The 13,912-nt window shown below is 71.4% G+C and carries 10 protein-coding genes; 2 read left to right on the forward strand and 8 right to left on the reverse strand.

Annotated elements, in window-relative coordinates; genetic code table 11:
* Window positions 1-116: 116 nt before the first annotated feature.
* Entirely contained in the window at window positions 117-1,610 is a 1,494-nt protein-coding gene (locus ACWFRU_RS11320) for an MFS transporter (RefSeq protein ID WP_453685850.1), read from the reverse strand.
* A gap of 120 nt (window positions 1,611-1,730) precedes the next feature.
* On the opposite strand from ACWFRU_RS11320, the gene ACWFRU_RS11325 reads away from it, so the two are divergent.
* The gene (locus ACWFRU_RS11325) at window positions 1,731-2,738 is read left to right on the forward strand and encodes an Lrp/AsnC family transcriptional regulator (protein WP_453685851.1); all 1,008 of its coding nucleotides are present in this window, start codon (window positions 1,731-1,733) and stop codon (window positions 2,736-2,738) included.
* A gap of 3 nt (window positions 2,739-2,741) precedes the next feature.
* On the opposite strand, the gene ACWFRU_RS11330 is transcribed toward ACWFRU_RS11325, so the two are convergent.
* Window positions 2,742-3,620, reverse strand: a complete 879-nt coding sequence (locus tag ACWFRU_RS11330; RefSeq protein ID WP_363207745.1) for a LysR substrate-binding domain-containing protein — start codon at window positions 3,618-3,620, stop codon at window positions 2,742-2,744.
* Window positions 3,621-3,781: 161 nt separating this feature from the next.
* On the opposite strand from ACWFRU_RS11330, the gene ACWFRU_RS11335 reads away from it, so the two are divergent.
* A complete protein-coding gene (locus ACWFRU_RS11335) occupies window positions 3,782-4,795 on the forward strand; it encodes a bile acid:sodium symporter family protein (RefSeq protein ID WP_453685897.1) in 1,014 nt (337 codons plus the stop codon).
* On the opposite strand, the gene ACWFRU_RS11340 is transcribed toward ACWFRU_RS11335, so the two are convergent.
* From ACWFRU_RS11340 to ACWFRU_RS11365, 6 genes are all read right to left on the reverse strand, one after another.
* A complete protein-coding gene (locus tag ACWFRU_RS11340) occupies window positions 4,731-5,990 on the reverse strand; it encodes a DUF4185 domain-containing protein (RefSeq protein ID WP_453685852.1) in 1,260 nt (419 codons plus the stop codon). The two genes, ACWFRU_RS11335 and ACWFRU_RS11340, sit on opposite strands and share 65 nt — an antisense overlap.
* Window positions 5,991-6,000: 10 nt before the next feature.
* Entirely contained in the window at window positions 6,001-7,899 is a 1,899-nt protein-coding gene (locus ACWFRU_RS11345; protein WP_453685853.1) for an exo-alpha-sialidase, read from the reverse strand.
* 242 nt (window positions 7,900-8,141) lie between these two features.
* On the reverse strand, window positions 8,142-8,990 hold the full coding sequence (gene fdhD, locus ACWFRU_RS11350; protein ID WP_453685854.1) for a formate dehydrogenase accessory sulfurtransferase FdhD: 849 nt from the start codon (window positions 8,988-8,990) through the stop codon (window positions 8,142-8,144).
* Between the two features lie 5 nt (window positions 8,991-8,995).
* Window positions 8,996-9,856: a 2Fe-2S iron-sulfur cluster-binding protein gene (locus ACWFRU_RS11355; protein WP_453685855.1), complete on the reverse strand. Its 861-nt coding sequence runs from the start codon at window positions 9,854-9,856 to the stop codon at window positions 8,996-8,998.
* Window positions 9,853-11,826, reverse strand: a complete 1,974-nt coding sequence (locus ACWFRU_RS11360) for an NADH-ubiquinone oxidoreductase-F iron-sulfur binding region domain-containing protein (RefSeq protein WP_453685856.1) — start codon at window positions 11,824-11,826, stop codon at window positions 9,853-9,855. The genes ACWFRU_RS11355 and ACWFRU_RS11360 overlap by 4 nt, the downstream gene beginning before the upstream one ends.
* A gap of 13 nt (window positions 11,827-11,839) precedes the next feature.
* Window positions 11,840-13,762 carry a molybdopterin oxidoreductase family protein gene (locus ACWFRU_RS11365; protein WP_453685857.1) on the reverse strand — a complete coding sequence of 641 codons (1,923 nt, stop codon included), beginning with the start codon at window positions 13,760-13,762 and terminating at the stop codon, window positions 11,840-11,842.
* Window positions 13,763-13,912: the final 150 nt, after the last annotated feature.

Below are 13,912 nucleotides of genomic sequence, written 5' to 3' on the forward strand. Positions count from 1 at the left end.
GTAACATTCACGCTGGTCACACAAGTAAATCCGGCCACAAGGGGAGAGGCGGGACAGAATACTTACGGTTCAGTAAGTTTCGGTGCCGTAATCTCCACCGAATCTGTACGCAGCGGTTACTGCTGTGGCTGCGCCGCAGGGACACGCTCGGAGGCTGCCGGAATGTGCGCTTCCGGTGCTGAGCGCGCGGACCGCACCATGACGAGAACCGCCGCTCCCGCCACCAGACCCACCACGCCCGCGACGATCGCGGCCCCGTTCAGGCCGGAGGCGAACGCCGACCGCACGGCGTGCTTGGAGAGCGTGCCGCTCACCGCCGACGCGCCGCCGCCCGCGACGGTGTGCGCCGCGTCATGGCCCAGCGAGTCCTGCATCCGCGAGGTCAGCACGGTGCCGAAGACGGCCACGCCGACCGCGTACCCGAGCTGCCGGAACGTGTTGACCGCACCGCCCGCCATCCCCGCGTTCGCCGGCGGCACCGCCGCAAGGGCCGCGCCTCCCAGGGCGGGCGAGACCAGGCCGGTGCCGACGCCCGCGACCGTCAGCCCGGGGATGAGCGAGCCCCAGGACGACCCGGCGTCGAGAACCGCCAGGGCGAGGCCGCCGCCCCCGATCAGGAGCAGGCCCACGCCGATGGTCAGGCGCGCGGGCACCCCGTGCAGCAGCCGCCCGCCGATCGCGGCCACGACGAACGAGGTCGCGGCGAGCGGCAGCATGACGAGGCTGCCGGTCACCGGGCTCATGCCGAGCACGGTCTGCAGCCAGATCGACAGATAGGGCATCAGGCCGAACGCCGCCGCGTTGTAGCCGATCGCGCCGACCAGCACGCCCGTGAACGCGGGCATGCGCAGCAGCCGCAGATCGAGCAGCGGATGCGCCACCCGGCGTTCGACGGCCACGAACGCGACGAGCGCGAGCAGCGAGACCGCGAGGGCCGCCACAGTGGGCCCGGACGTCCAGCCCTCCGCACCGGCCCGCACCACCCCGTACGTCAGCGCGCCAGCGAACAGCGCGAACGTCACCGTGCCCGCCCAGTCGACCCGGCGGCCCGCCTGGCCCTTGGACTCCGGCACCACGCGCAGCGTCAGCCACATCGAGGCGACGCTCACCGGCAGGTTCACGAAGAAGATCCACCGCCAGCCGGGCCCTTCGGTGAGCAGCCCGCCGACGATCGGCCCGAGCGCCGCCGCGGCCCCGCTGACCGCGCCCCAGACGCCGAGCGCCACCGACCGGTCCCGCCCCTGGTAGGCGGCCCCGAGCAGCGGCAGCGTCGTCGCGAGCATCGCGGCGGCCCCCAGACCCTGCAGGGCGCGGGCGGCCACCAGGACCTCCGCGTTCGTGGCGAGCCCGCAGCCCAGCGAGGCGAGCGCGAAGAGCGCGGTGCCCACCACGTTGAGCCGCCGCCTGCCGAGCACGTCCGCCGCGGCGCCGACCCCGAGCAGCAGCGCGGCCAGCGCGAGGGCGTAACCGTCGATCACCCATTGCAGATCACTCAGCGAGGCGTCGAGCGCTCTCGCCATGTCGGGCAGTGCCACGACCACGATGGTCACGTCCAGCAACAGCATGAACGTCCCCAGGCATACCGCTGTGAGCGGCCCCCATGTACGCATTCTCAACTCTCCTCGTGCGACGTGTACGACGTGTACGACACGTGTGCGTTGCTCGTACGATGAAGTCCGACCGGACGATCCAGTTCATCAGCCGGGTGAGATCGAAGGAATCCGACACCAATGGTCAGTACAGCGACGGAATCCGCCACATCGGACGCGCCGGACCCGTTCGACGTCAAGCTCCTCCAGGCCTTGGAGCTCGACGGGCGCGCACCCTTCAGCAAGATCGCGTCCGTCCTCGGGGTCTCCGACCAGACCGTCGCCCGCCGTTACCGCAGGCTCGTCGCCGGCGGCGGCCTGCGGGTCGTCGCCGTACGCGATCACGAGCGGCTCGGCCAGGGCCAGTGGATGCTGCGGCTGCGCTGCGCTCCCGACGGCGCCGAGGCCATCGCCGCCGCGCTGGCCCGCCGCCCCGACACCTCCTGGATCGGCCTGACGTCCGGCGGCACCGAGGTCGTCTGCTGCACCCGGCCCCGCACCCGCACCGACCAGGACGAACTGCTCCTCGGTAAACTCCCGCGCACCCCGCACATCGTCGACATCCGCGCGCAGCAGATGCTGCACCGTTTCTTCGGCGGCCCGGACGGCTGGCTCATCAAGCACGGTCCGCTCAGCGAGGAGCAGGTCGCCGCGCTGCGTCCCGCGCCCGTGCCGACCGTCCGCGCGGAGGGACCCCCGCGGATCGAGCCGGAGGACGAACCGCTGGTCGCGGTGCTCGAGCGGGACGGCCGCGCGACCTACCCCGAGCTCCAGCAGGCCACCGGGCGTTCGGAGTCAGCGGTCAAACGCCGCCTCGCCGCGCTCCTCGCGTCCGGCGTGATCTACATCGACATCGAATACGCCGATGCCCTCATCGGTGTCCACGTCGGGGCCATGCTCTGGATCACCACCGCGCCCTGGGCCATGGACTCGGTCGGCAGGGCCCTCGCCTCCCACGCCGAGATCGCCCACGCCACCGCCGTGGCCGGGCCCTCCAACATCATGGCCACGGCCGTGGCCCGCGACATTCCGGCGCTCTACACCTACCTCAGCGGGAAACTGGGCCGGCTCGACGGCGTCCAGCACGTCGAGACGGCGCCGTTCATGCGCCGCGTCAAACAGCTCACGTACCGGCCCTATCTCCGCTGACCGTCACTGTCCCCGCTGACGCCGTCGATGCAGGCGGTCGCCGCCCGCGAGGATCGAGGCCGCCAGCGCGTCCGCCGCCCCCTGGGCGGAGGCCCGCCGCTCCCCGTGCAGGAGCACGAAGTCGACCGCGCCCAGCTCCGGAAGGCCCGCCCGTTCCGGCACCCGGACCAGGCCGGGCGGGATCAGGCCGTGCGAATGCGCCATCACGCCGAGCCCCGCGCGGGCCGCGGCGACCAGGCCGTTGAGACTGCCGCTCGTACAGGCGATCCGCCAGGCGCGGCCGCGCCGCTCCAGGGCTTCCAGGGCGAGGGCGCGGCTGATGCCCGGCGGTGGGTACACGATGAGCGGCACCGGTTTGTCGGGGTCGAGCCGCAGCCGCTCGGCGCCGATCCAGACCAGCTCGTCGTGCCAGACCAGTTCGCCGCGCGGATCCTCCGGGCGCCGCTTGGCCAGGACCAGGTCAAGCTTGCCCGCGTCGAGGCTCTCGTGCAGCGTGCCGGACAGCTCGACCGTCAGCTCCAGGTCGACCTCGGGGTGATCGTGCCGGAACGACTCCAGGATGTCGGTGAGCCGGGTCAGGACGAAGTCCTCCGACGCGCCGAACCGCAGCCGTCCGCCGAGCCGCGTCCCGGTGAAGAACGCCGTCGCCTGTTCGTGCACCTCCAGGATGCGCCGCGCGAAGCCGAGCATGGCCTCGCCGTCCTCGGTCAGCTCCACGGAGTGCGTGTCGCGCGCGAAGAGCTGGCGTCCGGTGGCGTCCTCCAGGCGGCGCACGTGCTGGCTCACCGTGGACTGGCGAAGCCCCAGGCGCCGGGCGGCCTGCGTGAAGCTCAGCGTCTGGGCCACCGCGAGGAACGTACGGAGCTGGGCGGGGTCGTACATGGCCACGAGGCTATCGCGGAACGTGATGACAGTCAGAGCGGTATCCGGGATTCCCGATCGCGGTGATCAGGAGGATCATCGAGAGGGCACGACATGAACCGAACCGTTGGAGCGAAGTGAAACGCCCGAGCTGGGCCTCCCGGATGCGCTGGCCCTCCTGGATGCCGATCGACCCCTACATCCTGGCGCTGCTCGGCACCGTAGGCATCGCCGCGCTGCTGCCCGCGCGCGGCGTGGGCGCCGACGTCGCGGGCGGCGCCTCCACCGGAGCCGTGGCGCTCCTGTTCTTCCTCTACGGGGCGCGGCTCTCCACCCGCGAGGCCCTTGACGGGCTCAAGCACTGGCGGCTCCACACCACCGTCCTGGCCTGTACGTTCCTGGTCTTCCCGCTGCTCGGGCTCGCGGCCAAGGGCCTCGTCCCGTACGTCCTGACGCCCGCCCTCTACAGCGGGTTCCTCTTCCTGACGCTCGTGCCGTCCACGATCCAGTCGTCGATCGCCTTCACCTCCATGGCGCGCGGCAACGTCCCCGCGGCGATCTGCGCGGGTTCCTTCTCCTCGCTGGCCGGCATCGTCCTCACGCCGCTGCTCGCGGCCGCCCTGCTCGGCAACAGCGGGGGCGGGTTCTCCGCGGACTCCGTCCTCGAGATCGTGCTGCAGCTCCTCGTGCCGTTCCTCGCCGGTCAGTTCCTGCGCCGGTGGATCGGAGCGTTCATCGCACGGCACAAGAAGGTCCTCGGCCTCGTCGACCGCGGCTCGATCCTGCTCGTCGTCTACACCGCGTTCAGCGAGGGCATGGTGCAGGGCATCTGGCACCAGGTGACCCCGCTGCGGCTCGGCGCGCTGCTCGGCGTGGAGGCGGTGCTGCTCGCCGCGATGCTCGCCCTCACCTGGTACGGCGCCAAGAAGATGGGCTTCGGCCGCGCGGACCGCATCGCCATCCAGTTCGCCGGGTCGAAGAAGTCCCTCGCGGCCGGGCTGCCCATGGCGAGCGTCCTGTTCGGGGCCGAGGCCTCGCTCGCCGTGCTGCCGCTGATGCTCTTCCACCAGATGCAGCTGATGGTCTGCGCGGTGATCGCCAAGCGGCGCTCGCGCGACCCCGAGGACTTCCTCACTGAGCCGTCGCCAGCCGGACGGACACGAACCGCGGTCGGTACAGGGACACGTTCCGGCTGACGTTCGCCTGCGCGCTCGCGGGCGCCGGGTCCAGCCAGTTGACGTCGTAACTGAGCAGCAGCCGCCCGTCGCGGCTGAGCGCGGGATGGGCCTGGGGGTTGTACGCGGCCGTGTCCTGCCGGGCCGCGCCGTCCTTCGGCAGGGGCGGCGCGAAGCCCTTCGCGGGGCCGTGCCAGGGCCCGGTGGGCGAGCACGCCCAGTAGGAGGTCACGGTGGTCAGGCCCTCGGCCCCCGCGGCCATCGTGAACAGGACGTACGTCCCCTTCACGCGCACCACGGTGAACGCGCTGCCCACCCCCTTGCGCTCGCCGTCACCGAGCACGGCACGTGGTTTCCCGGACTCCGTCCAGTCCCTGCCGTTCCAGTACCGCCACGCGCCGGGCTCCGCCAGCCTGCCCTTGGGGACGCGTGCCACGTAGGCGTGCGAGGCGGGGCGCGAGACCGCCTTGCCGTCGTTGCCGCCGAAGACGTACGTCCAGTCACCGTCGTCCACCGTCGTCGTGCCGTACAGGACACGCTTGTCGAGGTCCGGCACGGAACTCTGGTCGGAGACCTTGACGATGCCCTCGACGCGCAGGTCGGGCAGGGAGAGCGTGGCGACCTCGGTGGCGTTCGGCACGCCGTAGATCCACGGGCCCGTGCCGGCCGAGCGACTCCAGAGCAGGACGCGCACGACCTTCTCGGACGAGCCGGGGGAGCGGGGCTCCACCTTCGCGGCCACCGGCCAGCGCCACTGCTGGGGTGCCGGGTCGGCGAAGAGCGGGGCGGGCAGGGTGCGTTGCAGGGAGCCCGAACGCGACATCACCACACCCGAGTTGCGGACCATGGGTGTGTTCGTGTCCCGCCAGGTGTGCGGCTGGCCCGCCGGGTTCGGGGGCGCGTGCACCTGGCCGAGGAAGGTGTCGGAGAACAGCCAGAGCAGCCGCCCGTCGGGCAGGCGCACCGAATGCGTGCCGTCGCCGCCGGTCCAGTCGTCCGCCCGCGCGGCGTCGTCGCCGTAGCGGGCGAACGCGTCGGTGACCTTGTCGTCGGCGGTCCAGGACGAGACGGTGCGTGCCTGACATGTGTCGCCGCCCTCCCGGTCGTCTTCCGGGAGGGCGGTGAGCAGCACGGCCGCGCAGGCCAGGGCGAGCAGCAGGACGAGCCACGTCCTGCGCGCGCCCCGGCCCCGGCGTGGACCTTGGTCGGCGGACACGTGCGGGACGTTAGTTGCTCCCGCGGATGTGGTCCATGGGGAGCCATGCGACGGTGTCCCTCGTCACAGGCGCCTTGGCCGCGCCGTCCCCGCCGAGCGAGGCCAGCTCGGCGTCGCTCAACGCACGGTCGTACACGCGCACGTCGTCGATGGAGCCGTTGAAATGCGCGCGGCTGTCGATCCGCTGGCCGACGTGGAACCCGAACCCGGAGGTGCGGGTGACCGTGCCCGGGACGTCCGCGGTGCTGATCCGCGTGCCGTCGACGGAGAGGGTGAGCTGCCCGCCGCCTCGCCGCAGGGCGATGTGGTGCCACTGGCCGTCGTTGTACGCGCCCGTGGCGCGTACGGACGCGGACTTCGGCGGTGTGGAGCCCTGACGGGTGGTGATCAGGCCCGTGACACGGTTGCTCGCGGGCTCGCCGCGCAGCCACACCTGCGGCTGGTTGGTGCCGATGCCGCCCATCCAGAGCAGCGGCTGTTCACCGCTGGTCGCGGAGTAGCGGAACCACAGCGATGCCGTGAAGTCCTTCGTCCCGAGCGGAAGTTGACCGCGGAAGGGCAGGCGTACGGCGTCGTCCTGGCCGTCGAAGGAGATCGCCTTGCCGAACCGCCCGTCGGTGGTGGACGCCCCGCCGAGCACGGCGGCGGGCTTCGCGCGCGGCGCGCGGTCGGCGGTCGTCGGGTCCGGGCCCCGGCGCGGCTGCAGCCAGTCCTCGGTGAAGCGCGCGAAGCGGATCTCGTCGCGGGCGTCCACCGCCCCGCCCTCGTACATCAGGCCCACATGCTCGCCGTCGGCCCGCACCATGTCCGAGTAGCCGGACCAGTCCGTGGTGACCGTGGTGCCGCGGTCCACGCTGTCCCAGGTGCGGCCGCCGTCGTAGGACGAGCGGATCTGCATCGTGCGGCGGCGGTCCGGATCGCCGGGGCAGGCGAGCAGCATCCGCTTGCCGAACTGGAGCGTGGAGCCCTGCACTTGCGGCGTGTAGAGATCGGGGATGGCCTTGAAGGGCGCGACGAAGGAGCCACCCCCGTCGCGGCTGACCGTGTGGGTGCGATGCCCGAGGTCGGTGCCGTCCTGCTCGCGCCCGCTGACGTAGAGCGCCCCGTCCGGGCGCTCCGTGATGGTCATCTCCGACGGCTTCTGCCGGAACGTGCCGTCCTGCGCTATCGGGTACGAGTCCTTCGCGCCGATCTTCCAGTTGTCGCCGCCGTCGTCGCTGACGATCAGGGCCGCGTGGTTCGCGGTGACGCGACTGCCGTCCCACGTCTCGCTGTTGACGGTGAAGACGAGCCGCCCGGCGTGCCGCCCGCGGGTCAGCTGGAGGCCGTGCACGGGCCCGGTCGCGTACCAGGAGTTCCAGTCCTTCGGCAGGATCTGGTCGCTCAGGTCGCGCGGCGCCGACCAGCTGCGGCCGTCGTCGTCGCTGTACTGCATGTGCGGGGTGCGGTCACACGGTATGGCGCAGTTCTGCCCGTCCGTGCGGCCCGTGTTGTACGTCTCCGCGAGGACGATCCGGCCCGTCCTGCGGTCGACGATCGGGGCGGGGTTGCCGTGCGTGTCACCGTTGCCTTCGTTGATGACCTGGAGCGGACTCCAGGTGCGGCCGCCGTCGTGCGACCGCTTGAGCACGATGTCTATGTCGCCCGCGTCACTGCAGTCGTTCACCCGGCCTTCGGCGAAGGCGAGGAGCGTGCCTTTGACCGTCTTCACCACGGCCGGAATGCGGTAACAGGCGTACCCGGGATCCTGCGATGCCTTGAAAAGCACCTGCTGCTCGAAGCCCGCGGCCCGGTCGTCCGGCGCCGCCTGCGCCGCGGGTCCGGGCAGCAGCGCCCCGACGGCGACGACGGTCAGCGCGGCCGTGGCGGTGCGCAGGGATCTGAGGCGTAAACGGAGAGCTGATGGCATGGCGCGGCCCACCCTTCAAGGTGACTGGACATCCTGACATCCCACGTCCAACGTTCGCGCCTCAGACGCTACTTGGGCGGCTCGACACCCCACAAGAAGCGTGCGTGGCACGAATGGACGCGGCCAGGTCAGAGGCCAGAACCCGGACAGGGCAACGGAGGGAGCGGGACCGGGACCCCGCCGGCGCAGGGGGCGCTCCCCGCCGGCCGGGGTCCCGCCGCCGTGCGGCGGGGAGCGGCCGGTCAGCCCTGGGAGGCCGCGGCCCGCACGGCGATCCGGTGCTCGCCCGCGTACACGTTCATGGAGGAGCCGCGCAGGAAGCCGACCAGGGTCAGGCCCGTCTCGGCGGCCAGGTCGACGGCGAGGGACGAGGGCGCGGAGACGGCGGCGAGCACCGGGATGCCCGCCATCACGGCTTTCTGCGCCAGCTCGAACGAGGCGCGCCCCGACACCAGGAGGACCGCGCGCGACAGCGGCAGGCGGTCGTCTTGCAGGGCACGCCCGACGAGCTTGTCGACCGCGTTGTGCCGGCCCACGTCCTCCCGTATGTCGAGAAGCTCGCCGTCCTCCGAGAAGAGCGCCGCCGCGTGCAGGCCGCCGGTCCGGTCGAAGACCCGCTGCGCCGCGCGCAGCCGGTCGGGGAGGCACGCCAGCAGGTCGGTGCCGAGCCGGACCGGGGGAGCGTCGGCGATCGGGAACCGGGCCGTCGTGCGGACCGCGTCCAGGCTCGCCTTGCCGCACAGGCCGCAGGACGAGGTGGTGTAGACGTTGCGTTCGAGATTGATGTCGGGCAGGACGAGCCCCGGAGCGGTCTTCACGTCGACCACGTTGTACGTGTTGGAGCCGTCCGCCGTGGCCCCGGCGCAGTAGACGATCGACTGGAGCTCGTCCGCCGAGCCGAGCACCCCCTCGCTCACCAGGAACCCCGCCGCGAGCGCGAAGTCATCACCCGGCGTGCGCATGGTGATGGCGAGGGGCTTCCCGTTGAGCCTGATCTCCAGCGGTTCCTCCGCGACCAGGGTGTCCGGCCCCGCGGTGACGGCCCCGTCCCTGATGCGGATGACGCGGCGGCGCTCCGTGACTCGTCCCATGTCGATCAGTCCCGGTTCTGTACGTGCTGGTAGCCGAATCGGCCCTTGATGCAGAGGTTGCCGTGGGTCACCGGATTGTCGTGCGGTGAGGTGACCTTCACGATGTCATTGTCCTGCACGTGCAGGGTCAGATTGCAGCCGACTCCGCAGTACGCGCACACCGTCGTCGTCTCGGTCTGCCGCTCCTCGTCCCAGGTACCGGCGGCCCGCATGTCGAACTCGGACTTGAAACTGAGCGCCCCGGTCGGGCAGACCTCGATGCAGTTCCCGCAGTACACGCACGCGGAGTCGGTCAGCGGCCCGTCGTGCTCGACGGCGATCCGGGCGTCGAAGCCGCGGCCCGCCACAGAGATGGCGAAGGTGTTCTGCCATTGGTCACCGCAGGCGTCGACGCACTTGTAGCAGAGGATGCACTTGTCGTAGTCGCGGACGTAGAGGTCGTTGTCGACCCTGGGCTCCTCATTGAGCCGGGCGGCGTCGGGCCCGAAGCGGTCGGGCTTGGCCTCGTACTCCTTGAGCCAGCCCGCGACCTTCGGAGTGGTCGACAGGTCGACGGACGAGGCGAGCAGCTCAAGGACCACCTTCCGGCTGTGGCGGGTGCGCTCGGTGTCGGTCAGGACGGTCATGCCGGGCTCGGCCCGGCGCGAACAGGCGGGGGCGAGCGTACGGGCGCCCTCGACCTCCACGACACACACCCGGCAGGCGTTCTTCGGGGTCAGGGTGTCGCCCTCGCAGAGGGTCGGGACGTCCTTGCCCGCGGCCCGGCAGGCGTCCAGGAGGGTGGACCCCTCGGGCACTCTGGTTTCCTGCCCGTCCAGGGTGAACTCGACGAGGCGGCGCGGGATTCCCAGCGGTACGGCACTCACTTGTACGCCCCCAGGCGGTCGATGGCGGATTCCACGGCGTTCCACGCGGTCTGGCCGAGCCCGCAGATCGAGGCGTCCCGCATGGTCCGCCCCACCTCACGCAGGAGGTCGATGTCGGGGGCGGCATCCGCCCCCGTCCGCTCGACGATGCGGTGCAGGGCCTCCTCCTGGCGGACCGTGCCGACCCGGCAGGGCACGCACTGCCCGCAGGACTCGTCACGGAAGAACTCGGCGATGCGCAGCAGGACGCGGGGGAGCGGCACGGTGTCGTCCAGGGCGAGGACGACGCCGGAGCCGAGCGTGGTGCCTGCCTCCCTCGTCCCCTCGAAGGTGAGCGGGATGTCGAGCTCGTCGGGCCGTACGAAGCCGCCGGCCGCGCCGCCCAGGAGGACCGCGCGGAGGTTGTCCGGCTTTCCCGCGAGGGTGAGGAGCTCGCCGAGGGTGGCGCCGAAGGGGAGCTCGTAGATGCCGGGGCGTTCGACGTTGCCGGAGACGCAGAAGAGCTTGGGCCCGGTGGATTTTGCTGTGCCGATGGCGGCGTAGGCCTGCGCGCCCATGGTGAGGATGGGCAGGACGTTGACGAGGGTCTCGACGTTGTTCTCGGCGGTGGGCTTGCCGAAAAGCCCCTTCTCAACGGGGAAGGGCGGCTTGGACCGCGGCTCTCCCCTGTACCCCTCGATGGAGTTGAAGAGGGCGGTCTCCTCCCCGCATATGTAGGCGCCGGCGCCCCGTCGTATCTCGATGTCGAAGGCGTACCCCTGCCCGAGGACGTCGTCCCCGAGGAAGCCGCGGGCGCGGGCCTGCGTGATGGCGTGCTCCAGCCTCTGGAGCGCGCGGGGGTATTCGCCGCGGAGGTAGAGGTAACCGAGGTGGGCGCCCGTCGCGTACCCCGCGATGGTCATCGCCTCGATGAGCGCGTACGGGTCGCCCTCCATGATCACCCGGTCCTTGAAGGTGCCGGGTTCGGATTCGTCCGCGTTGCAGACGAGGTAGTGGGGGTGGTCCGGTTGTGCGGCTGTGGCCTGCCACTTCCTTCCCGTGGGGAAGGCGGCGCCTCCTCGGCCGAGGAGGCCGGAGTCCGTGACCTCGCGGATGACTTCGGCGGGGCCGAGGGCGAAGGCTCGGCGGAGGGCTGTGTAGCCGCCGTGGGCGCGGTAGTCGTCCAGGGAGGACGGGTCCACGGTACCGATGCGCCTGAGGAGGATCAGCCCTTCCTGCCCTGCCTGGGGGACGGCCAGGGCCGCGGGGGGTTCTGCTGGGGCTGCCTCTGGGGCGAGGGCGGCTTGGGTGAGGGTGGCGGGGGTGGCGGGGGCGAGGGTTGCGGTGGCGTGGGTTTTCTCCCCGCTCCCACCCCTACCCGAATCCCCCGGCTCCGCCGCCACCAGTGGCCGTTGATCACCGGCTCCGCCGAGTTCGTCCTCAAACGCCGGACGGGCTGGAATAGCCCGTCCGGCGTTTGAGGACGAGCCGTCAAGGCGATCGGTGGTAACACCGGCCCGCACCACCAACGCGGCGGGAGCCCGCTCGCAGAGCCCCAGGCAGGGCGAGCGCTCGACGGCCACCCCGGACGCGGGGCCGAGGCGCGCCGAAACCTCCCCGCACAGCTCGGCCCCACCCCCACACGCAAGGTCCGTGCACACCCGCACCACCGTCGCAGGCCGCGGCCGTACCGAGAACATGGAGTAGAACGTGGCCACCCCATACCCCTCCGCCGGCGGCACCGTCAGACGGCGGCAGAGGTAGTCCAGGCCCCCCTCGCTCACCCACCCCACGCGGTCGTTCAGCGCGTGCAACCCCGGCAACAGCTCATCCCGCCGCTCCCGCGCCGCACGGCCGCCCCGCGCCCACCGCAGATCCGCGTCGCTGCGGTCGTCGGCACCCTCCCAGGCGGACTCCGGGGGCCCGAGCACCGCGTCGACGGCTGCCCGCTCCTCGTCCGTCGGCTTGCTGTCACCGAAGTGCAGATCCATACGTCACCTCACGTCACGTAACTGGCGCGGTCAGCTTCTCGATCCGTATCGCCGACGCCTTGAACTCCGCCGTGCCCGCGATCGGGCAGTTGGCCTCGATCGTGAGCTGGTTGGTGTCGACCTCGTCGGGAAAGTGCATGGTCATGAAGGCCAGACCGGGGCGGAGTCCGGGGTCCACCCACACGGGCGCCGTCACCGCGCCGCGCCGGGACGACACGCGGACCTGCTCGCCGACCACGACCCCGTAGCGCTCCGCGTCCTCCGGGCACAGCTCGACATACTCGCCGCGCCGCAGCGGCGAGGCGAAACTCCCGCTCTGCACACCGGTGTTGTAGGAGTCGAGGCGCCGCCCCGTCGTCAGCCGGATCGGGTAGGAGTCGTCGGTGAGGTCGACCGGCGGGTCGTGCGCGACGAGCCCGAAGGGTGCGGGCATGCCCCGCCGCGCGGGGTCCGCCTCCCACAACCGGCCGTGCAGGTACGTCGGTTCGACCCGCTCCTCCGAGGGGCAGGGCCACTGGATGCCCTGCAAGGACTCGAGGCGGTCGTACGTCATGCCGTAGTGGTCCGGCGACACCGACCGCAACTCGTCCCAGACCGCCTGCGCGTCCGCGTACTTCCAGTCGTGGCCGAGCCGTTCGGCGAGGTCGCAGAGGATGTCGATGTCCTCGCGCGCCTCGCCGGGCGGCCGCACGGCCTTGCGCACGCGCTGGACCCGCCGTTCGCTGTTGGTCGTCGTGCCGTCGGTCTCCGCCCAGGCGGCCGTCGCCGGGAGGACGACGTCGGCCAACTCCGCCGTCTTCGTCAGGAAAATGTCCTGGACCACGAAGAAGTCCAGGGCCCGCATCCGCCGTACCGCCTGCTCGCTGTCCGCCTCCGACTGGGCGGGGTTCTCGCCGATGCAGTAGACGGCCTTGAGCGAGCCCTCCTCCATCGCCTCGAACATCTCGGTCAGGTTCAGCCCGTAGCGCGGCTGGATGACCGTGTCCCAGGCCGTCTCGAACTTCCTCCGCGAGTCGGGGTCGAGGATGTCCTGGAAGCCCGGGAGGCGGTTGGGGATCGCGCCCATGTCGCCGCCGCCCTGCACGTTGTTCTGCCCGCGCAGGGGCTGCAGGCCCGAGCCGTAGCGCCCCACGTGGCCGGTCAGGAGCGAGAGGTTGATCAGGGCGCGGACGTTGTCCGTGCCGTTGTGGTGCTCGGTGATGCCGAGGGTCCAGCACAGTTGCGCGCGCTCGGCACGCGCGTAGGCATGCGCCAACTCCTGGATGGCGGCGGCCGGTACGCCCGTCACCTTCTCGGCGAGCGTCAGGGTCCATGGCTCGACCAGGGCCGCGTACTCCTCGAAGCCGGACGTCGCGCGCTCGATGAACGCCCGGTTGGCCAGGCCCGCGTGGATGATCTCGCGGCCGATCGCGTGCGCCATCGGGATGTCCGTGCCGACGTTCAGGCCGAGCCAGCTCTCCGCCCACTCTGCGGTCTTCGTGCGGCGCGGGTCGACCGCGTACATGCGGGCGCCGTTCCTGATGCCCCGTAGGACATGCTGGAAGAAGATCGGGTGTGCGAAGCGGGCGTTGGAGCCCCACATCACGATCAGGTCGGTGTGTTCGACCTCTTCGTAGGAGGATGTGCCGCCGCCCGACCCGAAGGCCGCGGAGAGGCCCGCGACACTGGGGGCGTGGCAGGTGCGGTTGCAGGAGTCGACGTTGTTGGTGCCCATCACCACGCGGGCGAACTTCTGCGCCACGTAGTTCATTTCGTTGGTCGCGCGGGCGCAGGAGAACATCCCGAAGGCGCCGCGCGCGTCCCGTAGCCCCTCCGCGGTGCGGGCCAGCGCCTCGTCCCAGGTGGCCCGGCGGAACGGCTCGTCGCGCGAGTCGCGTACGAGGGGGTGGGTGAGCCGGGTGTAGGTGGTGGGCTCCCGGTCGCGTTTCCTGCTCATGGCGCGCTCCATGTGTTCTCGCTCATGGGGTGCTCCTCGTGTTCTCGCTCATGCCGCCCTACCTTCTTTCGCACGGCCCAATCGTTCGCGACGATGGGGTCGCGCGAGCGGGGTGGGGATGGATTTCATGCTGGCTGCCGTCCATGGCTC

Source organism: Streptomyces sp. NPDC055099 (assembly GCF_053607685.1).